At 65.6% G+C, this 22,979-nt stretch carries 21 protein-coding genes and 1 pseudogene; 13 read left to right on the plus strand and 9 right to left on the minus strand.

Annotation, left to right across the window (positions count from 1 at the left end):
- The first annotated feature begins 19 nt into the window (after positions 1-19).
- Both J5T34_RS20050 and J5T34_RS20055 read left to right on the plus strand, forming a co-directional pair.
- Complete coding sequence (locus J5T34_RS20050; RefSeq protein WP_208582301.1) at positions 20-514, plus strand: DoxX family protein; 495 nt, start codon at positions 20-22, stop codon at positions 512-514.
- Positions 515-618: 104 nt separating this feature from the next.
- On the plus strand, positions 619-1,527 hold the full coding sequence (locus tag J5T34_RS20055; protein ID WP_208582376.1) for a LysR family transcriptional regulator: 909 nt from the start codon (positions 619-621) through the stop codon (positions 1,525-1,527).
- Positions 1,528-1,777: 250 nt separating this feature from the next.
- Here J5T34_RS20055 and J5T34_RS20060 read toward each other — a convergent pair whose 3' ends face one another.
- The gene (locus J5T34_RS20060; RefSeq protein ID WP_208582309.1) at positions 1,778-2,476 is read right to left on the minus strand and encodes an SDR family NAD(P)-dependent oxidoreductase; all 699 of its coding nucleotides are present in this window, start codon (positions 2,474-2,476) and stop codon (positions 1,778-1,780) included.
- A 170-nt stretch (positions 2,477-2,646) separates the two neighbouring features.
- Entirely contained in the window at positions 2,647-3,120 is a 474-nt protein-coding gene (locus J5T34_RS20065; protein WP_174105403.1) for an Lrp/AsnC family transcriptional regulator, read from the minus strand.
- A gap of 260 nt (positions 3,121-3,380) precedes the next feature.
- Between J5T34_RS20065 and hppD the strand changes: the two genes are divergently transcribed.
- From hppD to J5T34_RS20080, 3 genes are all read left to right on the plus strand, one after another.
- The gene (gene hppD / locus J5T34_RS20070) at positions 3,381-4,454 is read left to right on the plus strand and encodes a 4-hydroxyphenylpyruvate dioxygenase (protein ID WP_208582311.1); all 1,074 of its coding nucleotides are present in this window, start codon (positions 3,381-3,383) and stop codon (positions 4,452-4,454) included.
- A gap of 193 nt (positions 4,455-4,647) precedes the next feature.
- The gene (locus J5T34_RS20075) at positions 4,648-6,033 is read left to right on the plus strand and encodes an amino acid permease (RefSeq protein ID WP_208582313.1); all 1,386 of its coding nucleotides are present in this window, start codon (positions 4,648-4,650) and stop codon (positions 6,031-6,033) included.
- Between the two features lie 111 nt (positions 6,034-6,144).
- Complete coding sequence (locus tag J5T34_RS20080) at positions 6,145-7,347, plus strand: aromatic amino acid transaminase (RefSeq protein ID WP_208582315.1); 1,203 nt, start codon at positions 6,145-6,147, stop codon at positions 7,345-7,347.
- A gap of 1,086 nt (positions 7,348-8,433) precedes the next feature.
- On the opposite strand, the gene J5T34_RS20090 is transcribed toward J5T34_RS20080, so the two are convergent.
- The 4 genes from J5T34_RS20090 to J5T34_RS20105 all read right to left on the minus strand — a co-directional run bounded on the left by J5T34_RS20090 (position 8,434) and on the right by J5T34_RS20105 (position 12,488).
- A complete protein-coding gene (locus J5T34_RS20090; protein WP_208582326.1) occupies positions 8,434-9,009 on the minus strand; it encodes an N-acetyltransferase in 576 nt (191 codons plus the stop codon).
- A 113-nt stretch (positions 9,010-9,122) separates the two neighbouring features.
- The gene (locus tag J5T34_RS20095; protein ID WP_208582328.1) at positions 9,123-9,983 is read right to left on the minus strand and encodes a hypothetical protein; all 861 of its coding nucleotides are present in this window, start codon (positions 9,981-9,983) and stop codon (positions 9,123-9,125) included.
- 784 nt (positions 9,984-10,767) lie between these two features.
- Positions 10,768-11,607 carry a tetratricopeptide repeat protein gene (locus J5T34_RS20100; protein WP_208582335.1) on the minus strand — a complete coding sequence of 280 codons (840 nt, stop codon included), beginning with the start codon at positions 11,605-11,607 and terminating at the stop codon, positions 10,768-10,770.
- On the minus strand, positions 11,604-12,488 hold the full coding sequence (locus tag J5T34_RS20105) for a Ku protein (RefSeq protein WP_208582344.1): 885 nt from the start codon (positions 12,486-12,488) through the stop codon (positions 11,604-11,606). The genes J5T34_RS20100 and J5T34_RS20105 overlap by 4 nt, the downstream gene beginning before the upstream one ends.
- Positions 12,489-12,720: 232 nt before the next feature.
- On the opposite strand from J5T34_RS20105, the gene J5T34_RS20110 reads away from it, so the two are divergent.
- The 3 genes from J5T34_RS20110 (at position 12,721) to J5T34_RS20120 (ending at position 15,042) form a co-directional block, all read left to right on the plus strand.
- The gene (locus tag J5T34_RS20110) at positions 12,721-13,524 is read left to right on the plus strand and encodes an amino acid ABC transporter substrate-binding protein (RefSeq protein WP_208582346.1); all 804 of its coding nucleotides are present in this window, start codon (positions 12,721-12,723) and stop codon (positions 13,522-13,524) included.
- Positions 13,525-13,595: 71 nt separating this feature from the next.
- Positions 13,596-14,249 carry an amino acid ABC transporter permease gene (locus J5T34_RS20115; RefSeq protein WP_006576339.1) on the plus strand — a complete coding sequence of 218 codons (654 nt, stop codon included), beginning with the start codon at positions 13,596-13,598 and terminating at the stop codon, positions 14,247-14,249.
- Between the two features lie 40 nt (positions 14,250-14,289).
- Positions 14,290-15,042 (plus strand): amino acid ABC transporter ATP-binding protein, encoded by a 753-nt coding sequence (locus J5T34_RS20120; RefSeq protein WP_208582378.1) that lies wholly within the window; start codon positions 14,290-14,292, stop codon positions 15,040-15,042.
- A 48-nt stretch (positions 15,043-15,090) separates the two neighbouring features.
- Here J5T34_RS20120 and J5T34_RS20125 read toward each other — a convergent pair whose 3' ends face one another.
- Positions 15,091-15,732 (minus strand): DUF4142 domain-containing protein, encoded by a 642-nt coding sequence (locus tag J5T34_RS20125; RefSeq protein ID WP_244259099.1) that lies wholly within the window; start codon positions 15,730-15,732, stop codon positions 15,091-15,093.
- Between the two features lie 315 nt (positions 15,733-16,047).
- On the opposite strand from J5T34_RS20125, the gene J5T34_RS20130 reads away from it, so the two are divergent.
- Complete coding sequence (locus J5T34_RS20130) at positions 16,048-16,731, plus strand: GntR family transcriptional regulator (protein ID WP_208582348.1); 684 nt, start codon at positions 16,048-16,050, stop codon at positions 16,729-16,731.
- Between the two features lie 66 nt (positions 16,732-16,797).
- Here J5T34_RS20130 and J5T34_RS20135 read toward each other — a convergent pair whose 3' ends face one another.
- Both J5T34_RS20135 and J5T34_RS20140 read right to left on the minus strand, forming a co-directional pair.
- Positions 16,798-17,781 carry a Bug family tripartite tricarboxylate transporter substrate binding protein gene (locus tag J5T34_RS20135; protein ID WP_208582350.1) on the minus strand — a complete coding sequence of 328 codons (984 nt, stop codon included), beginning with the start codon at positions 17,779-17,781 and terminating at the stop codon, positions 16,798-16,800.
- A gap of 85 nt (positions 17,782-17,866) precedes the next feature.
- A complete protein-coding gene (locus tag J5T34_RS20140; RefSeq protein WP_208582352.1) occupies positions 17,867-19,066 on the minus strand; it encodes a CaiB/BaiF CoA transferase family protein in 1,200 nt (399 codons plus the stop codon).
- Positions 19,067-19,282: 216 nt separating this feature from the next.
- Here J5T34_RS20140 and J5T34_RS20145 point away from each other — a divergent pair, with 216 nt between their 5' ends.
- The 4 genes and pseudogenes from J5T34_RS20145 to J5T34_RS20160 all read left to right on the plus strand — a co-directional run bounded on the left by J5T34_RS20145 (position 19,283) and on the right by J5T34_RS20160 (position 22,978).
- Positions 19,283-20,263 (plus strand): quinone oxidoreductase family protein, encoded by a 981-nt coding sequence (locus tag J5T34_RS20145; RefSeq protein ID WP_208582354.1) that lies wholly within the window; start codon positions 19,283-19,285, stop codon positions 20,261-20,263.
- 65 nt (positions 20,264-20,328) lie between these two features.
- Positions 20,329-21,009, plus strand: a pseudogene (locus J5T34_RS20150) (glutathione S-transferase family protein); the annotation flags it as partial.
- Positions 21,010-21,130: 121 nt separating this feature from the next.
- The gene (locus J5T34_RS20155) at positions 21,131-21,889 is read left to right on the plus strand and encodes an enoyl-CoA hydratase/isomerase family protein (RefSeq protein WP_208582356.1); all 759 of its coding nucleotides are present in this window, start codon (positions 21,131-21,133) and stop codon (positions 21,887-21,889) included.
- Positions 21,890-22,048: 159 nt separating this feature from the next.
- Entirely contained in the window at positions 22,049-22,978 is a 930-nt protein-coding gene (locus J5T34_RS20160) for a TauD/TfdA dioxygenase family protein (RefSeq protein WP_208582358.1), read from the plus strand.
- Position 22,979 lies beyond the last annotated feature (1 nt).

The raw sequence follows: 22,979 nt of genomic DNA on the forward strand, positions 1-22,979 counted from the left end.
GACCCCCAAGGAGTCCTGTATGCCCAACCGCTTTCCCTCGCATGCCGATTCGCCGAGCAGCAATATGTCCAGCCTGTCCGTCTCCACCTCCCGGTTGGAAGCGCCTGCCTATCTGCTGATGCGTGTCGTTTTTGGCATCGTGATGATGACCCACGGCCTGCCCAAGCTGCTGGGAACCAGTCACGGCTCGATGGCCGACCCGATGGCCGGTGCGACGCGCCTGATCGCCGAAGTTCTGCACTTGCCTGGTGCGCCGGTGCTGGCCTGGCTGGTTGCGGTGCTCGAGACCTTCGGTGGCGCGATGCTGATCGCCGGCGTTTTCACCCGGCCGCTGGCCGCGCTGATGACGCTGCAGATGATCGCGATCTGCTATATCCACCGGCAGCACTTCGCGTGGATCGACCGCGGCATGGAGTATCCGCTGGTGCTGCTGTCGGTGGCGTTGCTGATTGCGGCACGCGGAGGTGGGGCCTGGTCGCTGGACGCGATACTGGCGGCGCGCCGCCGGTCCTAGGCAGGACGGGTGCGATGCGGGTCCGGCCGGCACGGCGGGATTGACGCGGCGCGGATCGATCTGTTAATTCTGCCGGACCTTCAATGCAGATCGATCCCAACGGCATGGACCGCTTCGACGCCTTGCAACTGTTTACGCGCATCGTGGAACTGGGCACCTTCTCCGGTGCCGCCAACGCGCTCAATATTCCGCGTGCCACCGCCACGTATGCGATCAAGGAACTGGAGGCGCGACTCGGCGTCCGGCTGCTGGAACGCACCACGCGCCAGGTCCGGCCCACGCTCGACGGCCAGGCGTTCTACGAGCGCAGCAAGCGCGTGCTGGCCGAGCTCGAGAATGCCGAGACCTCGCTGAGCAGCCACGCCGCCGATCCGCGCGGCACGCTGCGGCTCGATCTGCATGGCATCCACGCGGCGATGATCATCCTGCCGCGGATCGACGAATTCCATCGGCGCTATCCGCATATCGAGCTGGCGATCAGCAGCGGCGATCGCCTGGTCGATCTGGTCGGAGAGGGCATCGATTGCGTGGTGCGGGCCGGCGTGCCGCGTGAGTCGTCGCTGGTGGCGCGCCGCCTGGCCAATCTGCCCGAGATCATCTGTGCCAGCCCGGCCTATCTGGAGCGTCACGGTACGCCCCGGCATCCCGACGAACTCGCGCAGCATCAGGGCGTGGGCTTCTTCTCGCGCAATCACGATTACCGCTACCCGTTTACCGTGCGGATCGACGGCGAGGTGGTCGAATACGTGCCGCGAGGCTGGATCACCGTCAGCGACGCCGAGTGCTATACGCAGGCTGGCCTGGCCGGATGCGGGCTGATTCAGGTGCCGCGCTTTCGTCTCGAGGAGCATCTGCGCGCGGGACGGCTGGTGCAGGTACTGGCGGACTGGCCGTGCCCCGAGCTGCCGATCTCGGTCATGTACACGTCGCAGCGTCAGTTGGCGCCCCGCGTCCGGGTCTTCGTCGATTGGGTCGCGGCGCTGTATGCGGAGCGATTCGGGCCGCTGAAGTAGGCTTGCTTGCCGGGCCGGGGCAGGCTCGGGGTTGAGCGAAGGACGGTGGCGATGGCGATCGCCGGTGCCCTCTCCCCCGCCCCTCTCCCGCAAGCGGGAGAGGGGAGAAAACCGTCAGAGACCGACCGCAGCCGGGCAAGGGGATATGCGGCTCCCTCTCCCGCTTGCGGGAGAGGGTTGGGGAGAGGGCAGGGCGGTGCAATCTACCGCAGAGCTACGGCCCACCGCCAAGCCACCCCGTGCCCGATCTTCAAGCCCGATTCACCACCGGCAGCAGCGCCCCATGAATCGCGCGGGCCGCGTCCGATGCCAGAAACAGGATCGCGTCGGCCAACGCCGCGGGATCGACCCAGCGCGAGGCATCGGCGTTCGGCATCGCCGCACGGTTTTCGGGGGTATCCAGCACACTGGGCAGCACGGCGTTGACGTGGATGCCCTGGTCGCGGACCTCGGCCGACAGCGCCTCGGTCAGCCGCGCGAGCGCGTCCTTCGACGCGCAGTAGGCGCCCATCTGCGCCAGCCCGCGCGCGGCCGAGTTGGCGCCGACATTGACGATCTTGCCGCCGCCGGCCGCAATCATGTGCGGGACCACCGCGCGCGAGACGTTCAGCACGGTGCGCACGTTCAGGTCGAACATCCGCTCCCACTGGGCATCGGCACCTTCGCCGACGACCGGACCCATGCCGAACCCGCCCGCCAGATTGCACACCACGTCGATGCGTTTGCTGCTGCCGATCGCCTGTTCGACCGCACGCTTGACGGCGCCGGCGTCCAGCAGGTCCGCTTCCACCGCCACGTGCTGACCAGCCGGAAGGGCGGGGCTGACGCCGGGGCGGTCGACCAGCACCAGCCGGGCGCCGGCCCGCGCAAAGGCGTCGGCGACCGCGCGGCCGAGGTTTCCGGCCGCGCCGGTGATGAGGACGGTCTTGTCGTGGAAGTCGAATGCCATGTCGGATCTCCTGGGTTCTTTGTTCCATCGCGCCGATGACGTCGGCGCCGATGCGGTCGGCGCCCAGTGTATGGCGACGCGCCCAACAGGATGTTGCGATTGCGGCTCGGGCTAACCCTGTTTCGCGGCAGGAAATTGCGGCATCGCGGTTGCCGGCCCGCCTGCAGCGTCTATAGCTCCAGCGGCATCGCGCTGGTGCACTTGATCTCGTCGAGGCATACACTGGATCGGACCCCGCTGACGCCGGGAATCCGCATCAGCGTATCGAGCAGGAAATCCGACAGCGACTTCAGATCCCGCGCGACCACCTTCAATACATAGTCGATATCGCCCGTGACGGAAAAGCACTCCTGGATCTGCGCCAGCTCGGTCACCAGGCCCTTGAACTTCGACAGGTCCCGGATATGCCCACGCTCCATCGTCACATGGATAAAGGCCACCACGCCGAACCCCAGCATGGTGCCGTCCAGGCGCGCCTCGTAGCGCTTGATGATGCCGCTTTCCTCCAGGCGGCGGTGGCGCCGCAACGTCTGCGCCGGCGACAGGTTGATGGCCTCGGCCAGCTCCAGGTTGGAGGCGCGGCCGTGCTCCTGCAGAACGTCCAGCAGGCGGCGGTCGGTACGGTCCAGTTCGATCGAATGCATCTTTATTTCTCCAAGACGCGGATGGACGAAATGTTATCTCACATCCTAGGGTTTCCCTGTGCTTTTAACGAAATCCAATTTGGCGCCGCGAAATATAAACTGCATTGCATTGCCGCATGCGTGCGCACTGCCCGGCCGCTGCCACGGCCCCCGGAGGCCGACGCGCCACAGCCGTGTCGGACGTATGCGCAGCTGAAATAATATTTCCCCGGGGGATGCCCCGGCATCCCGGACCCACAACCCACTTGCCAGAAGACGATATGAGCGATCTCTTTGACAACCCGATGCAGCTGATGGGCTTTGAATTCGTCGAATTCGCCTCGCCCACGCCGAACGTGCTGGAGCCCCTGTTCGAACAGATGGGCTTCACGCTGGTGGCCCGCCACCGCTCCAAGGACGTGGTGCTGTATCGCCAGGGCGACGTCAACTTCATCGTCAATCGCGAGCCCCACAGCCAGGCGGCGTATTTCGCGGCCGAGCACGGCCCCAGCGCCTGCGGCATGGCGTTCCGCGTGAAGGACTCGCACAAGGCCTATGCCCGCGCGCTCGAACTCGGCGCCCAGCCGATCGAGATCCCGACCGGCCCGATGGAGCTGCGTCTGCCGGCGATCAAGGGTATCGGCGGCGCGCCGCTCTACCTGATCGACCGCTTCGAGGACGGCAAGAGCATCTACGACATCGACTTCGAATTCGTCGAAGGCGTCGACCGCCGCCCGGTCGGCCACGGCCTGAAGCTGATCGACCACCTGACGCACAACGTCTACCGTGGCCGGATGGCGTACTGGGCTGACTTCTACGAGAAGCTGTTCAACTTCCGCGAGATCCGCTACTTCGACATCAAGGGCGAATACACCGGCCTGACCTCGAAGGCGATGACCGCGCCGGACGGCAAGATCCGCATTCCGCTGAACGAGGAATCGCAGAAGGGCGGTGGCCAGATCGAGGAATTCCTGATGGCCTTCAACGGCGAAGGCATCCAGCACATCGCCTTCCTGTGCGACAACCTGATCGAGGTCATCGACAACCTGCAGATGTCGGGCGTGCCGCTGGCCACCGCGCCGAACCAGTACTACTACGACAACCTCGCCAAGCGCCTGCCAGGCCATGGCCAGCCGGTCGATCAGCTGCAGGCGCGCGGCATCCTGCTCGACGGCACCACCGAGGGCGGCCAGCGCCGCCTGCTGCTGCAGATCTTCTCCAAGCCGCTGCTGGGCCCCGTGTTCTTCGAATTCATCCAGCGCGAAGGCGACGAAGGCTTCGGCGAAGGCAACTTCAAGGCGCTGTTCGAATCGCTCGAGCGTGACCAGATCGAGCGGGGCGTGCTGACCGTCTGATGTTCTGACCGGTCCGATCCGTCGGCTGCTTCAGCCGGCGGCGCCCCCGACCGATCGCGTCGGGATTCTTCACAGGGTCATATCCACCGACTGCCCGGCGCTACCCGCGCCGCGGCAGCGCACAGCCATAAGCGCCCGCCCCCATAGAGGCGCCCGGCTATCATTCCAAAAGAATGGGTAGAGGAAACACTTCATGCATGCAGACAACACGGACCGCTCGCTGCAGCGCGGCCTGAAGAACCGGCACATCCAGCTGATCGCGCTGGGCGGTGCCATTGGCACGGGCCTGTTCCTGGGTATCGCCCAGACCATCAAGATGGCGGGCCCCTCGGTATTGCTGGGCTATGCCGTCGCCGGCATCGTCGCCTTTTTCATCATGCGCCAGCTCGGCGAAATGGTGGTGGACGAGCCGGTGGCCGGCTCCTTCAGCTATTTCGCCAACAAGTACTACGGCAATTTCGCCGGCTTCATGTCGGGCTGGAACTACTGGGTGCTCTATATCCTGGTCAGCATGGCGGAGCTGTCGGCGGTCGGCATCTACGTCCAGTACTGGTGGCCCGAAATTCCGACCTGGATGTCGGCACTGGCTTTCTTCCTGATCATCAACGCGGTCAACCTGGCCAGCGTCAAGTCCTTCGGCGAGACCGAGTTCTGGTTCTCGATCGTCAAGGTCGCGGCGATCATCGGCATGATCGGCTTCGGCGGCTATCTGCTGGTGTCCGGCGAGGCCGGCCCGCAGGCCACCGTGGCCAACCTGTGGCAGCACGGCGGCTTCTTCCCGAACGGCGTGTCCGGTCTGGTGATGGCGATGGCGGTGATCATGTTCTCGTTCGGCGGTCTCGAGCTGGTCGGCATCACCGCGGCCGAAGCCGATTCCCCCGAGAAGACCATCCCCAAGGCGACCAATCAGGTCATCTATCGCATCCTGATCTTCTATGTGGGCGCGCTCGGCGTGCTGCTGTCGCTGTACCCGTGGGAAAACGTCGCCAGCGGCGGCAGCCCCTTCGTGCTGATCTTCCACGCGCTCAACAGCAACTGGGTCGCCAACGTGCTGAACGTGGTGGTGCTGACCGCGGCGCTGTCCGTCTACAATAGCGGGGTTTACTGCAACAGCCGCATGTTGTTCGGCCTGGCGCGCCAGGGCAATGCCCCCAGGGCGCTGCTCAAGGTGAATCGGCGCGGCATTCCGGTCGTGGCACTGGGCGCCTCGGCGGCCGCCACCGCGGTCTGCGTGCTGATCAACTACCTGATCCCGGGCAAGGCCTTCCAGCTGCTGATGGGTCTGGTGGTATCGGCCCTGATCATCAACTGGGCAATGATCAGCGTGATCCATCTGAAGTTCCGCGCCCACAAGCGCAGCGCCGGCCTGACCACGCGTTTCCAGAGCTTCGGTTATCCGCTGACCAATTACCTGTGCCTGGTCTTCATGGCCGGCATCCTGGTGATCATGTACCTGACGCCGGACCTGCGCATCTCGGTCTATCTGATCCCGGTATGGCTGGGCGTGCTGGCCGTGTGCTACCGGCTGCGGAACAAGGACGCGGCGCAGGCGCTGCCGCAGGGCGCACCGGTGCGCTGAGGCAGCCAAGGCGAGGCGATGCGGCGCGAAACGCCGCTCGCAACGCCGCATGTCATCTCCCCGGACATCCCATTCGATTTTGCATCGGTCTCAATCTGGCCTGAGGTTTTCATGTTTGCTCATATCGACGCCTATCCCGGCGACCCCATCCTGTCCCTGAACGAGAACTTCGCGCAAGATCCGCGTCAGGACAAGGTCAATCTGACGATCGGCGTCTGCTTCGACGACGAAGGCCGCTTGCCGCTGATGGCAGCGGTGCGCGAGGCCGAAGCCGCGCTGATCGCGGATCAGGGGCCGCGCCCGTATCTGCCGATGGCAGGCATTCCCGGCTATCGCCAGGCCGTGCAGCGGCTGGTGTTCGGCGAGAACAGCGCGGCGCTGGCCGAGGGCCGCGTCGCGACGATTCAAACGCTGGGCGGCTCGGGCGCGCTGCGCGTCGGCGCCGATTTTCTGAAGCGCTATTTCCCCGACGCGCAGCTGTGGATCAGCGATCCGAGCTGGGACAACCACCGCGTGGTGTTCGAACGCGCCGGCTTCCAGGTCAACAGCTATCCCTACTACGACGACGCCACCGGCGGCTTGCGCTTCGACGCGATGATCGACGCGCTGCGTCAGGTGCCGAAGGGCCATGTGGTGCTGCTGCACGCCTGCTGCCACAACCCGACCGGCGTGGACCTGAACGCGTCGCAATGGCGCGAAGTCATCGCCGTGCTGAAGTCGCGCGGCCTGCTGCCGTTCGTCGACATGGCCTATCAGGGCTTCGGCACCAGCCTGGACGACGACGCCTTCGTGATCCACGAGCTCGTGCGTGAGGGCGTGCCGTGCCTGGTCGCCAATTCCTTCTCGAAGAATTTCTCGCTGTACGGCGAGCGCTGCGGCGGTCTGTCGGTGGTCTGCGCGAACGCCGAGGAAGCGGGCCGCGTGCTGGGTCAGCTGACCGGCGCGGTGCGCGCCAACTACAGCAACCCGCCGACGCACGGCGCCCGCATCGTCGGCAAGGTGCTGACCACGCCGGCGCTGCGCCAATCGTGGGAAGCCGAGCTGGCCGCCATGCGCGACCGCATCGCGGCGATGCGCACGGCGATCCACGACAATCTGCAGCGCCTGGTCGGCGATGCGGACCTGTCGCGCTATCTCGCCCAGCGCGGCATGTTCACCTATACCGGCCTGTCGGCCGAGCAGGTCGATACGCTGCGCGCCGAGCACGGTGTCTATCTGGTCCGCTCGGGCCGCATGTGCGTCGCCGGCCTGAACCACGGCAATGTGGCGGTGGTGGCGAAGGCGATTGCCGGCGTGATGGGCGCAAAGGGCTGATCGCGTAGTCCTGCCCCTAGAAAGCCGAAACCCCGCTTGCGCGGGGTTTCGACTCTAATCACGGAGGCCCGTCCGAACTCGGACCACCCCCGTCTCAAGCGGAAATAATACAGGCACTGCCCGTCTAAAATCAACATCCGTGCCCAGGATAGCCAGATATCTTTGTGGCTTCTCATCCCAACGCACGGTGCCATGCAAGTCCATTTGACAGAGCGGCGGCTGGCAGCCGTAAGTCGCTTCTTCCAATGCAGTTCACAAAGCGATCTCCTGGGCTGCTACACCTGGTGCCAAGCATTGGCGGCGGCGCTCCTTCCGCTTCTCAATGATTTTGAGGTCACGTTGCGCAATGCATTACATCGAGCTTTGTCTCGGTTCTATGCGCACACGGATTCGGCGCCATGGATGCTCCCTCTCGCAGGCCCGGTACACGCTGGCGCTCCAACACCAAAGACGCCTCATTCCATGTCGCCTCAAGACAGGCATGAGATCCACAAGTTTGTGGACCGGCGCTCCCGCAAAGGAAAGACGGTAAGCGAGGATGACGTTGTCGCATCGGTCTCGTTCGGCTTTTGGGAGCAATTGGTGAACGGCCTTGGGCGGACCAACCATCCGCCCGCCTTGCAACAGTCGGTTCTTCAGACGGCATTTCCACACGCGCCTCTTGGCACCGAGTATGGCTCTGAAGATTTCAGAAACCGGCTGGTAAGACTGCTGCGCGCTGTTCGCGATGTTCGGAACCGTGTTGGTCACCATGATGCCATTTGGGGAATGCCGGAGTTCGATGCGTACGGCCATGTGGGTTTCATCCCGCGCCGACCTCGCCATACTGTCGTAAGCGCGAAGCTCTTCGCGCGGCGACTTGTTTGGATCTCGTCCTGGATCGCCCCAGAGATCGCGGCGCACATAAGGCGATCAGAGCATTGGGAGCGCCTTCACAAGGTCCTGTCGCGTTGCGCGCTCACTGTATACCGGCGACGCGCCGGCCGTGCTGGCTGTCACGAGGCGGTTCTTAAAGGTGGTATGTCGCTACGACCCCGTCGATCGCAGCATTTTTGAAACCTTCCGACAACCACACGTAGTTCACGGCTAAAACGCCATGCCCGTCGCGGCCCCCAGCGCCGCGATGGTCCATCCCCGTCCCAGCAGCACCATCCGGGTATGCAGATCGCTGAGCACTGGCTCGGAGACCTCCGGTCCCAGGTAGCACAGCGTCTTGCTGCGCAGATCGACATAGCCGCGCTCGTAGTTGCGCGACAGGGCCTCCCACAGGGCATGCGCGCCGGGCGATTGACGCGCGCCGGTGATCAGGCAGTGTCCCGCGTCGAGATACGCGCGATAGATCGCCGAGGCCAGGCCGCGGCGCTGGTAGGGCGGGGCGTATTTCGAATGCGGTGCGCGCAGATGGCGGTCGGCACGGCGGCCCAGTTCGACCAGCCGATTGAACACGGTATAGCCGGCCAGGCAGCGCCGCACCGTATCTTCGACATAGAAGTAATACTCGCCATCGGCCTCTCGATATCGCACGACCAGACCAGGCAGGGCGGACGGTGTCGCCGCGATGTCGTACAGGCAGTCGCCGGGCTGGTAAAGCCGGTCGTACAGCGTCTGCAGTTCCGACTCCAGCGACTCGGTCGGGTGATCGACGTCGATGCGCAGTTCCATGGCGCGCAACAGGCGGGCGAGAGTGGGGCGGCTTGCGTGCCGCCGTCGCGGGAGCTTCGGCCATGAAGCCAGGCCGACTGCCGCATGGGTCAGCATGAACGACATGGCTGCCATCAACCGGTCTGCCAGGCGCCGCTAACCAGGTTCTCCGGCTTGCTGCGGGCCACGATGCGCGCGCTGACGTCCCAGATATCGATTCGCACGTTCAGTCCTGCATGAATGCCGTATCCCGGCCCGGCGACGATGTCCTCGTCGGTCTGCACGCCTTCGCCGGCCTTGATCGCCCCATCGGCCACGATCGATCCGGTCGCCTTGATGCCCCAGCCTGCTTCGATATGGTGGCTGCTGCGGATCCTGCCGCCGGCCTCGATGCCCTGGCTCGCCCAAATGCCATGGCCCTGCAGATCGCCATCGGCCTTCAGCGTGCCGCCGCAGCGGATGGCGTGCTGCGCCGCGATGCAGTCGCCTGCGCGCAGATTGCGGCCGACGTGGATGTGTTCGCCCGCGCTGATGTCCCAGCCGGCGCGCACGTTGCCTTTGGCGTCGAGGAATGTCGCGGCGTCGATGCCCCATGCGGCCTTGATGTCGCCGCCTGCTTCGATGGCGCCGCCGCTGTAAAGATTGCCGGCGCAGTCGATATCCTCGCCGGCGATGATCGCGGTGCCGGCCCGGATGCCGCCGCCGACGCGGATCGTGCGGCCGGCCCTGACCACCGAATCGACGTCGATGCCGCGGCGCACGACCAGCGTGCCGGCAAACACCAGCGCGCCGGCATTCAGCGCATCGAGCGTCAGCACGGCATCGGTGGGGCCGAACTGGTCCAGCAGCCAGCAGGCATCGCCGACACGGCCGGCATCGACCAGCGCATCGAGCAGCCGCTGATAATCGCTGCCGTCATGCCGGTTGCGCAGAAACCATTTGTAGCCGTCCGCGCAGGGGCGCTTCGCCTTGACGAAATTCTGGGTGAGTTCCATGGACATCGGGACCTCGATGGTTGGTGAAGGGGGGGGCTGTGGTGCTGTGAGCGGTGGGAGTTGCCCTCTCCCCCGGCCCCTCTCCCGCAGGCGGGAGAGGGGAGCGATCCGCAGACGCGTACGCTTCGATGCCGCGACGGCCGGCTCCCTCTCCCGCTTGCGGGAGAGGGCTGGGGAGAGGGAAATCGCACCCAAACCGCCCTACAGCGGATTCATCACGAGAAATTCAACCGCCAGATAAAGCACAGCAATGCCGGCCATGGCGAGCAAAGCGCGGTAATAGACGGCGGTGGATTTTCTGGTCTTGGCGGACATACGCTCTCCCGTTTGCACGTTGAACAGTGGATCGCCATCGTCGACGGCGATCCCCGGGCAATGTGCCGTGCCAGGGAGATCGTGGTGGGACTGTGGTGTGGTCTTAGTCCCTGACTCCCCGCACGGCTGAGAGAAGCACGGCGGGAATATGGGATGTGCGGGCGACCATGGCCTGGCGCGCGGCAAAGCCGCAAGCGTCGCCATACGCGCGTGCCGCCACAGCATGCAGGGCATGCTGGCAATGGACGGTGCGGCGCAGGACGATTTGCATTCGGTCGCGTGTTCGAGGGAAGGAGTCAGGCCAGTCGCAGAGGTGCGGATGGCGGGCTTTCGGTGGAGCGTTTGCTCCATCGGCCCGGAAAACCCGGGGCGAAAGCAGGCCGAGTATCCCATAGCCGTCGAGAAGTCTCAACCCTGCGGCGCAGCAAGCGTCCGCAACAGGCCCTCGGCGAAGGCCCGGCGACGGTCCTTAGCGACAGTACTTCCGATACTGATTGAAATGCCGAATGGCCCGATGCGCGTCGCCCAATTGCTCGTGCAGCCGCGCCGCATTGAAATGCGCGTCGGCCATATCGGGGGCGATGTCGATGCAGCGGTGATAGCTGCGCAGCGCGTCCTCGTATCGTTCGAGATCTTCGAGCGTGACGCCGAGATTGAAGTGGAGCAGGGGTTCGTCGCCGATAGCGGCGACCGCGTCGCGATACAGGGATTCGGCCTCCTGCAGGCGGCCCGCCTCCGTCAGCAGACAGCCGAGATTCAGATAGGCATCGGCGTAGTCGGGCGCGATCGCGATGGCGCGGCGGTAGGCCTGCTCGGCCTTGCGCATGTCCTGCGCTTCGAGCTGGCAGCCGAGCTGGAACCACGTGCCTGCGTCGTGGTCATTGTCGGTACGGTCGTCGGCCTTCCTCGCAGACTGGATCGACAGCACCGCGCCCGGCTTCGACCGGCTCGGCTGCAATTCCATCACCAGCTGGCCGGTCTCCACCTCCCACTGCCGATGCGGTTCGGAGACGACCACACCATTGCCGACCGCGGCGATCCGCACGCCCGACAGCGGGCGGTCATGCGACCACGCCTTCAAACGCTGCAATGCGCGCGTGACGCGGCGCGGCGGCACATTGGCCTTCTTCAGCGAATCGGCCGTGCGGATCAGCACGACGTCCTGGAACGAGAATTTGTGCTCGCCGCGGCTGCCCCTGACCGGTTCGAGCAAACCCGCGCGCGTCAGGCTCGCCACCGTCGCGCGCGAGACGCCGAACGTGGTTTCGATCTCCTTCAGCGTGAAGCTGTCCTTGCCGGCCGCGCTCATTTCCTGGCAGTACGTCGGATCGGGGTCGCGGCCTCGGCGGTGGCGCGCTTGGCGCCCTTGCGCGGCGCCGCCTCTTTCGCGGGCTTTTTCGCGGCCGCCTGCGATTTGCTCAGGCTCGCCTTCAGCGCCGCCATCAGGTCGATCACCTCACCGCCTTCGCTCGGCCGCTCGGCCGTCTCCGATACCGTGATCTTCTTGCCCTCGATCTTCTTGTCGATCTCGGCCAGCACGCGCTGCTTCTCTTCGTCCTGATAGGCCGCGGGGTCGTAGGCCTCCACCGTGCTCTGCTCGATCAGCTGCTCAGCCAGCGTCAGCTCGGCGGGGCGGATGTCGGTGCGCTCCACGTTCAGGTCCGCCATCGAGCGGACCTCGTCCGCATAGAGCAATTGCTGCAGCACCAGGCCGTCGTCGTTGGCGCGCACCTGCACCATGTACTGCTTGCCCTTCCATACCCAGGTGGCCAGCGCGCAGGTGCCGGTCTTGCGCATTGCCTCGGTCAGCAGGCTGTATGGCTTGGCGCCGCGCTTGTCGGGCGCCAGATAGTAGGCCTTGTCGAAATAGATCGGATCGATGGCGCCGGTCGGCATGAAGGCGACGATGTCGATGGTGTGGCGCGCGCCGGTCTCCAGCGCATCGAGCTCCTCGGTACTAAAGATGACGTACTTGTCCTTCTCGAACTCGTAACCCTTGACCATCTCGGAGCGCTCCACCACCACGCCCTCGCGCTGGCATATGTACTGCTGCCGCAGCCGCGAGCCGCAGCCCTTGTGCAGCAGGTTGAAACCGATGCCGGACTTGCTTTCGGTCGCCGAAAAGACCCGGACCGGGATGGAAACCAAGCCGAAGCTCAGCGAGAGGGAGGCAATGGAGCGTGCGGCCATGTCGTCACCTTTCGGATTCGCATTGCTAAAGGATTTAGCACATTGCTAAAGCATAGACGACGCGGACAGACGACGTGGGCCTGTGCGCCACATTCTCCGGACGGATCGGTCTTTCGTATAATGGCGGGTTTGCCGCCATCTCACCGCGCCGATGCGGGATGTCGGATGGCTCCCGGGCATCGCCCGCCTTTGCTCTGATCTCTGATCTCTCTCGCTCCGCGCCTCTCACATCATGAAATCACTGAAAGCCCTCCTGATCGTCTCCGCCGTGGCCCTGTTCGCCGCCTGCGGCAAGTCCGAACAAGCGCCTGCGGCGGCCGGCGCCGCCACCGCCCCCGCGGCGGCGGCCAAGACCGTCGTGGTCGGCCTGGACGACAACTTCCCGCCGATGGGCTTTCGCGATGCCAACAATGAAATCGTCGGCTTCGATATCGACATGGCCAAGGAAGCCGCACGCCGGCTCGGCATGACGGTCGAGTTCAAGGCCATCGACTGGAGCGCGAAGGAGGCCGAGCTGAACGGCAAGCGCGTCGACGTGCTGTGGAACGGCCTGACCATCACGGACGAGCGCAAGAAGAACATCAGCTTCACCGCGCCCTACATGAGCAATCACCAGATCATCGTGGTCGGCAGCGCCTCGCCGATCAAGGCCAAGGCCGATCTGGCCGGCCGCATCGTCGGTGCGCAGGACGGCAGCAGCGCGGTCGACGCGATCCGCAAGGAGGCGCAGGTCGCCGCCAGCATCAAGGAACTGAAGACCTTCGGCGACAACGTGACCGCGCTGATGGATCTGTCGGCAGGGCGCCTGGACGCCATCGTGGTCGACGAGGTCGTGGGCCGCTATCTGGTCAGCAAGCGTGCCGGCGAGTACCGCGTGCTGGACGAGAACTTCGGCACCGAGGACTACGGCGTCGGCCTGCGCAAGGATGACACCGAACTGCTGTCGCAGCTGGACAAGACGCTGGCCGAGATGAAGCAGGACGGCACGGCCGCCCGCATCGCGCAGCAGTGGTTCGGCGCGAATCTGATCAAGTAAGCAAGTAAGCCTGCCGCGCCCCTTCATGGGGCGCCGCTTTTTTCTGGATCCCGCGCGCCGGGTTTCGATCCATGGACTACGTTCTCTCCCTGCTGGGACCGATGGCGCAGGGCGCGCGGATCACGCTCTCGCTGTTCTTCATCACGCTGGCGCTGTCGGTGCCCCTCGGCCTGGCGCTGGCGTTGGCGCGCCTGTCGGCATGGCGGCCGCTGAGCGTGGCCGTCAACGGCTATATCTGGCTGATGCGCGGCACGCCGCTGATGCTGCAGCTGCTGTTCGTCTATTTCGCGCTGCCGTTGCTGCCGGTCGTCGGCGTGCGCCTGCCCGACTTCCCGGCGGCGGTGGTGGCCTTCGCCCTGAACTACGCCGCCTACTTTGCCGAGATCTTCCGCGCCGGCATCCAGTCGGTGGACCGCGGCCAGTACGAAGCGAGCAAGGCGCTCGGCATGACATACCTGCAGACGATGCGCCGCGTCGTGCTGCCGCAGATGGTGCGGCGCGTGCTGCCGCCGGTCAGCAACGAGACCATCACGCTCGTCAAGGACACCTCGCTGATCTACGTGCTGGCGCTCAACGACATCCTGCGCACCGCCCGCGGCATCGTGCAGCGCGACTTCACCACCACGCCTTTCCTCGTCGCCGCGGCCTTCTATCTGCTGATGACGCTGCTGCTGACCTGGATGTTCCAAAGCCTGGAAAAACGCTATGCCGCACACGATCAATGATCCCGTGAGCAACGGGAGCGAAGGGCAGGAGCGCCCCGTGATGATCCGCGCGACCGATATCGTCAAGTCGTTCGGCGCCAACCGCGTGCTGCATGGCGTTTCGCTGACGCTGCGCAAGGGCGAGGTGGTCGCGGTCATCGGACCCTCCGGCTCGGGCAAAAGCACGCTGCTGCGCTGCCTGAATCATCTGGAGACGATCGACGGCGGCAGCATCGAGATCGAAGGCGAGACGCTGGCCGCGCTCGGCCCAGACCAGCGCAGCCGCTATGTGCCCGATGCCGAGGTACGGCGCATCTGCCGCAAGATGGGCATGGTGTTCCAGTCGTTCAATCTGTTCCCGCACATGACGGTGCTGCAGAACATCATCGAGGCGCCAATGACGGTCAAGGGCATCGCGCGCGAGGCCATCGTGCCGACCGCCGATGCGCTGCTGCGCAAGGTCGGCCTGCTGGAGAAGCGCGACAACTACCCGTCGCGGCTGTCGGGCGGGCAGAAGCAGCGTGTCGCGATCGCGCGTGCGCTGGCGATGGAGCCCGACATCATGCTGTTCGACGAACCGACCTCGGCGCTCGATCCCGAGCTGACCGGCGAGGTGCTGCGCACCATGCGTCAGCTCGCGGACGACCAGATGACGATGCTGGTGGTCACGCACGAAATGGGCTTCGCGCGCGAAGTCGCGCACCGCGTCGTCTTCATGGATCAGGGCCGCATCGTCGAGAGCGCGCCCTCCGCGGAGTTCTTCCACGCACCGCAACACCCGCGCACGCGGGAGTTTCTGGCGCATATGCTGTAAGGCGCGGCGAGACCAGCGAATTCCCGGTCTCGCTGCGCCCGGCAGCGCTTACTTGTCGTTGCCGACCTTCTTGTTCAGGTCGCGCGCCATCTTCAGATGCTCCTCCAGATCGGGCACATGCTTGGCCGCGAAGGCCTTGATGTCCGGATCCTTGGCGTTCTGCGCGGCTTCCTTGAACAGCTTGACGGTGTTCTCGTGGGCGGCGACACCGATCCGGCTGCTGTACATCTTGTCGAAGCGTTCGCCGTCGAGCGCGCTCAGTGCCTTCAGTTCGGTGCGCTGCACGACCGAAGGTTCGGTGGGCGGCGTATAGCCCTTGCTCGAAGCGAGCTTGGTCAGTTCCTCGTTGACTTTGGTATGGTCCTTGATCATGCGGGCGGCGAAAGACTTGACGTCGGCGCTGGACGCTTTCTGTTCGGCCAGCTTGCTGCCTTCGACCTCGGCCAGGCCGCCTTGCGCGGCGTTCTCGAGGAAGCTGCGGTCGGCGCGCACCAGCTTGCTGGTATCGCGGGCCGCATCGCGGGTGGTGCCCCGTGTGGTGGTCTCATCCGTCGCGGTGGTGGCCGGCATATTGCTCGGTGCCGTGTTCCTGGGCGCGGTGCTGGTGCCTTGTGCCATCACCGCGGATGACAGCAGCAGGGAACAGGCGGCAGTACTGAGGACACTCAGTGTGGCGGTACGAATCGACATGGCACATTCTCCCTTGACGGTGGATGGGTACGGTCTTTCAGCAATATCCACGCCCAGAGGGGGATGATTTCGCGGCAGCGGCGCAGGGCAGCCTGCCAAGGGATTCGATCTGCCAGTCGGATGGCCACCCGCGAAGCGCAGCGGCGAAAAAATTGCATGCGACGGTAAAAACGCTCGGCGCAGGTCCGTGTCTGGCCGGTGGATGAACCGTGCGGAATCGTCTCCGTACACAGAACGCCGCGCAACGCATGCAAAAACGGCTTTTCGATGGACGCCGTAGTAGAATTGCGCCACTCAAACCGATGCCCCTGCCGCATGCCCGAAGAGCGAACGAGTCTGGCGGAAACGATCCGCGCCACCATCGAACAGGAGATCCTTTCCGGCAAGCTGGCCAGCGGCGCGCAACTCGACGAACAGCAATTGCTGTCGCGTTTCTCGGTATCGCGTACGCCGGTGCGGGAGGCGTTGATCCGGCTGGCGTCGGCCGGGCTGGTGGATCTGGTGCCGCGGCGCGGCGCCATCGTATCGGCCATCACGCTGCGCGAATACGTCGCGATGAGCGAGATCCTGGTTCAGCTCGAGGCACTGGCCGCGCAACTGGCGGCGCGGCGCATCACCGAGTCCGAACGGGAAGCCCTGCGCGCGGCCTACGCGGCCTGCGAGGAGGCTGCGGCGCAAGCCAGCGCCGATCGCTATCGCGAGGCCAACGATCGCTTCCACGCGGTCATCTACGAGGCTTGTCGCAACGACATCCTCAGCGCGCAGATTCGCACCATGCGGGCCCGCATGCGCGGCATGCGCGACTACCGCTTCGAAAAGCCCGCGCGCATCCGCGCCTCGCTGCAGGAGCATGGCGCGGTGCTCGAAGCGATCCTGCGCGGCGATGAGGAGTCGGCGGCGCGGGCGATGGTCGAGCACATCTCGACCGGCGGCAATGTCTATGCGGACATGATTGCGTCGATGCCGGACGAAGCGGTCGGCGCCAAGGGGCAGCGGTAGGGCAGCGGTAGGGCAGCGCTACGGCAGCGCTAGCGCAGCGATAAGGGCGGTCGACGGCCGCACCCTTCACTCGATCTTCACGCCCGCCTGTACCGTGCGTTGCAGCGCCTTCTTGCCGTCCTCCTGCGCCCATTCCTTGAACTCGGCCGGCGAGCGCGACGGAGAGGGTTCGCTGCCGTTGTCGACCAGCCGGGTACGGATGGCGGGATCGGCCAGCACCTTGGTGGCGACGGCATAGAGCTTGTCTGTCACCTCCTTCGGCAGTCCCGCCGGTCCGAACAGGCCAAACCAGAAGGTGTAGTCGAAGCCGGGCAATCCGAGCTCGGCAATGGTCGGCAGCCCCGGCGCCACGGCCGAGCGCTGCGGCGTCGTGACACCGATCATCTTGACCACGCCCTGCGTGCCCAGCGGCAGCACCGACGACGCGGTGCCGAAGGAAAACTCCACCTCGCCAGCGGCCACCGCCTGCAGGGCCGGCGCGCCGCCCTTGTACGGCACGTGCGTCATGTTGACGCCGACCGCATTGGCGAACGACAGCCCGGCCACGTGCGGCGAGCCGCCGATGCCCGACGACGAGTAGTTGAACTTGCCGGGATTTGCCTTGGCCTTGGCGGCCAGCGTTTTGACGTCGCTGATCCCCAGGTCCTTGTTGACCGCCAGGATCAGCGGCGAGATGGTCAACCGCGTGATCGGCGTGAAGCTGTCGGGCTTGTATTTGACCTTGTACAGATGCTGGTCCATGCCGTAGATCGTCGCGGTGGCCAGCCCGAGCGTGTAGCCGTCCGCCGGTGCCTGCGCCAGCCATGCGGATGCCAGCGTGCTGCCCGCGCCCGGCTTGTTCTCGACCACAACCGGCTGCCCCAGCTCCTTGGACATCGCCTCGCCGACGACGCGGGCGACGAAGTCTGCCGCGCCTGCGGGCGTGTAGCCGATTACCAGACGGATCGGCTTGTTCGGGTAGCCCTGGGCCAGGCCGGCGGCAGGCACGGTGGCCGCGATCAGACCCGCGGCCGCCAGGGCCGCGAGGGTCGCAGTGGAACGGCTGTGCATCGATGTCTCCTTGTCGTGTTGTCGTTGTCGTTGGCGTCGTTGTCGTCCTCGTTGGCGATCGGACGCTGCGGTCCCGCGTTGCCGGTCAGGCGATCGCGCCTTTGTCGCGCCACTGTGCGATGAGCTCCGGTGCGTAGCCCAGTTCGCCGAGCAGCTCGTCGGTTTGCTCGCCGGGGTCCGGCGCGGCGCGTGCAAAGCGCTCGGGGTGGGGCGCGGCGGACAGATTGATCGGCGATCGCAGCAGGTCCAGTTCGCCCAGTACGGGATGGCGCGCGGTACGGGTCATGCCGAGATGCCGCACCTGCGGGTCCTCGAACGCCTGGCCGATATCGAGAATCGGACCGCACGGCACGCCGGCGGGATTGAGCCGCGCCATCAGCTCGGCGCAGGTAAAGCGCGAGGTGTGGGCCTGGATCGCTTCGTCGAGGCTCACGCGGTTGCGCGCGCGCGAACGCGCGTCGCGATAGTCGGGATGATCGAGCAGATCGTGCGCCTCCAGCGCCTGGCAGAAGTTCGCCCACATCCGCTGGGTACTGGCCGCGATATTGACCAGGCCATCGCTGGCGCGATAGGTGCCCATCGGTACCAGCGTCGGATGCGAATTGCCCTGCTGCGAAGGAACCACGCCGTCGACCGTGTAGCGCGCCGCCTGGAAATCCAGCTTGTTCAGCATCGCCTCGATCAGCGACGTATGGACCCATTGGCCGCGGCCGGTCCGTTCGCGATGGAACAGCGCCAGCAGAATCCCCTGGCCCAGGAACATGCCGGCCGTGGTGTCGGAGATCGCGATGCCGACGCGCACCGGACCGCGTCCCGGCTCGCCGGTCACCGAGCTCAGGCCGCACATGCCCTGGACGATCTGATCGACGCCCGGCCGTTCGCTGTACGGACCATCCTGGCCGAAGCCCGAGATGCTGGCCAGGATCACGCGGGGATTGCGCTCGCTCAGTGCCTCGTACGTCAGCCCCAGCCGTGCCTTGACCACCGAGCGGAAGTTCTCGACCACCACGTCGGTCTTGTCCAGCAGCCGCGCCAGGATCTGCGCGCCCTCCGGGGTTTTCAGGTCCACGCACATGCTGCGCTTGTTGCGATGCAGGTTCTGCTCGTCGGAGCCGCGGCGCTGCCCGGTCACCGAGCCGTGGTCCTTCGGCGGTGGCGGCTCGAGCCGGATGACATTGGCGCCCCAGTCGGACAGCAGCCGTACCGCGGCCGGGCCCGCTCGGGCCACGGTCAGGTCGAGGACGTTGATGCCGTGCAGGGGGAGTTGGGGATCGGACTGGGTCATCGTGGGGGGAGGGCGTTGAATTGGTGTGGCGAGTATACGCACAACAATCGTATGTATACGAATAGGTGGTTATATGGATGCGATGCGGGGCGCGGTGTCCTAGAATTCGCGCTGAACTGAGCCGCCAGAAATGTCAAAAAGTACATTCCTTGGCTCGAAGGGCGGGCGCCGAGCGGCGGCGGGTCCATACGGCACACACCATCACGAAGGCTTCGTATGCATACGGTGGCAATACAAATACAAACAAATGGCGGCCCCGACGTGCTGGAGCGGATCGAAGTCGCCGTGCCCCCGCCTGGCGAGGGTGAGGTGCAAATCCGGCAGAGCGCCATCGGCGTCAATTTCGCCGACATCTATCAGCGGCGTGGCAGCCATGGCCCGCATCAGCCGACGTCGTTTCCGGTCATCCTCGGCTCGCAGGGTGCCGGCCGTATCGAAGCGGTAGGACCGGGCGTCACCGGGCTGGAGCTCGGCCAGGCGGTCGGGTGTTTTCAGCCGGGGGCCTATCAGGTCGTCCGCAATGTTCCCGCGGCGCGCGTGGTGCCGTTGCCCGCCGAGATACCCGCAGACGTGGCGGGCGCCACGCTGCTGCGCGGGCTGACCGCCGAATATCTGTTGCGCCGAATTTCGCCGGTCCGTCACGGAGACGCGGTGCTGGTGCATGCGGCCGCCGGCGGCATGGGCGTGATCCTGAGCCAATGGGCGCGCGCGCTGGGCGCCACCGTGATCGGTACCGTTGGCTCGGAGGCAAAGCGCGAGATTGCGCTGGCCCATGGCTGTCATCACGTGATCGATTACCGCAGCGAGGACTTCGTCGCCCGCACGCTGGAATTGACGGAGGGAAGGGGCGTGGCGGTCGTCTATGACGCGGTCGGCAAGGACGTGTTCGTGCCGTCGTTGTCGTGCCTGCGTCCGCTCGGCATGGCGATCAACTATGGCACCGCATCGGGCGACGTCGAAGCGTTCGACCTGCAGCTGCTGCATGCAAAGTCGCTGATGGTCTGCCGTCCCACGCTGCGCACCTTTATTGCGGATGCCGCCTCGCTGCGCCAGGGCATGGCCGCGCTGTCCGAGGCGGTGTCGGCGGGGCACGTCCGGCTCGAAGTCGGCCAGCGCTTCGCATTCGAGGATGTGCGCGAGGCCCACCGCCAGCTTGAGGCGCGGCAGACCAGCGGCGCCGTGGTGCTGATTCCGTAGTTCGACCGGCCATTCCAACCGATCCTTCCAACCGGCATTTCGCACCGTATCCCAGGAGAACCGGCATGAAGCTCTATCACAGCTGGCTGTCCAGCGCCTCGCGCCGCGTGCGCCTGTGCCTGGCGGAGAAGGGCATTGCCTACGACAGCTTGCCGGTCGACATGCGCCGCCAGGAGCATCACTCCGCAGCGTATCTGGCCGTCAATCCCAACGGCGTGGTGCCGGGGCTGGTGCTCGACGACGGGCGGGCGCTGCATGAAAGCAGCACGATCTGCGAATACCTCGACGATACGCATCCGGAGCCGCCGCTGCGCCCGGATGATCCCTATCGGCGCGCCGTGATGCGCAATTTCATTCGCTGGACCGACGAGCGCGCGCTGCCGAATCTGCTGATCCTGAACTGGAGCCTGGTGTTCCAAACCCAGGCGTCGCAATGGACCGACGCCGAGTTGGCCGAGCGGCTGGCGCGGGTGCCGACCGCGCAGCGGCGCGAGGCCTGGCTACGCGTCGCGCGGCAGCCCTATACCGACGACGAGAAGCGCGCCGCGCTGGACCAGCTGAAGGCCATCGTGCCGAAGATGGAAGCGATGCTGGCGGATGGCGGCCCATGGCTGCTCGGCGATCGCTACACGCTGGCCGATATCGCGGCCGTTCCGTTCGTCGCGCGCCTGGCGGAGCTCGATGCCGACGCGCTATCGCCGGACTCTGCCCCGGCCGTTGCCGACTGGTGGCGGCGGGTGCAGGCCCGTCCCGCCTTTGCGCAAGCGCGAATCGATCGCTTCGACGCCGCGCTGGCAAGTGCGAGGCGGCATTCATTCTTCTGTTTCCTGTTTCCTGGACCACCCCTTCCCATCGCAAGGTCAGCTCATGTCAGACACCGGATCGCTCCCCATCCTCGAGATCGAAGACCGCATCGCCACCATCACGCTGAGCCGGCCGGACGTCGCCAATCGGCTCGGGCCGGACGACCTCGCCGCGCTGCGCCAGCATGTCGAAACAGTCAATGGCAGCGACGTGCTGGTGCTGCGCCTGCGCGGCAGCGGCAAGTATTTCTGCAGCGGCTTCGATATCGGCAAGCTGGCCGCAGGGCAGCGCGGCGCGGGATTCGAGCCGCTGGTCAATGCGCTCGAGGACTGCCGTCCGGTGACGCTTGCCGAGATTCATGGTGGCGTCTATGGCGGCGGCACCGATCTCGCGCTCGCCTGCGACTTCCGGATCGGGACGCACGCCACCGAGATGTTCATGCCTGCCGCCCGCCTGGGTTTGCATTTCTATCAGCGCGGCATGGAGCGCTACGTGTCCCGGCTCGGACTGAATGCGGCCAAGCATCTGTTCCTGACCGCGGAGAAGATCGATGCCGAGGCGATGTACCGCTGCGGCTTCCTGACGGAACTGCTGCCCGCCGGTGCGCTGCGCGAGCGCGTCGAACAGCTGTCTTCGACCATCGCGGCGTTGGCTCCGATCTCGGTGTTCGGCATGAAAAAACATCTGAATGCGATCGCCCGCGGCGTGCTGGACGTGGAAGCGCTGGCCGTGGACATGCAGCGCTCGGTGCAGTCGGAGGACATCAAGGAAGGCGCGCTTGCGTGGAAGGAAAAGCGGGTGCCGCGCTTTGTCGGTCGCTAGGCAGTAGCGCGCGAACGCCACGCGCGGTGCCGCAACACCGCGCATGCCGCTCGCTATCACCCGCTCTCACCGCGAATATCGACATACGTTTTACTTCGTTCTCCTGGCGGAATGGGACCAATAACATGGTTCGGTCCCATTCATTGCCACGGAGAACCGATGAGCGCCGTCATCCAGGATCGCCCCGACACCACGTCCACTCAACTGGACATCGTTCCGGTTTCGCCCCGCATCGGGGCAGAAGTGCGCGGACTGCGCCTGTCCGGCACGCTTGATCCCAGCACGCTGGAGGCGCTCAAGGCTGCCTTGCTGCGGCATCGCGTGCTGTTTCTGCGCGGGCAACAAAATCTGGACGACGCCACGCACCAGGCGTTCGGACGACTGTGGGGCGAGATCGAATCGCATCCCACCGTGCCCGCTCCGGATGGCACCACCTTTCTCGAACTCGATTCGCGCCACGGCGGCCGCGCCGATTCCTGGCATACCGACGTGACGTTCAAGGTCGCCCCGCCCAAGGTCTGCATTCTGCGTGCGGTGGTATTGCCGCCGGTCGGTGGCGATACGGTGTGGGCCAACACCGTGGCCGCCTATGATGCGCTGCCGGACGAGCTGAAAGCAATTGCCGACCGGCTGTGGGCCATCCACGGCAACGACTTCGACTATGCCGAGACCCGTGTCGACGACGGTGCCAGCGAGCAGGAGGCGGAAGGGCGCAAGAAGTATCGTGCGGTCTTCACCCGCAAGGTCATCGAGGCCGAGCATCCGGTCGTGCGTGTCCATCCGGAAACCGGCGAACGCGCGCTGTTGCTGGGGCATTTCATCAAGCGGCTGTCGCGGCTGTCCACCAGCGAATCGCGCCATCTGCTCGAGGTGCTGCAAAACCGCGTGGTGCGGCTGGAGAACACCGTGCGCTGGCGCTGGTCGCCGGGCGACGTCGCCATCTGGGACAACCGCGCCACGCAGCACTACGCGCTGAACGATTACGGCGACCAGCACCGCGTGGTGCGACGCGTGACCGTCAGCGGCGACGTGCCGGTCGGCGTCGATGGCCGCCGCAGTGTCGATCTGACTGCCGCCGCGCCGCAGTGAT

This window comes from Cupriavidus gilardii (assembly GCF_017598945.1).
GTDB lineage: Bacteria > Pseudomonadota > Gammaproteobacteria > Burkholderiales > Burkholderiaceae > Cupriavidus > Cupriavidus gilardii_E.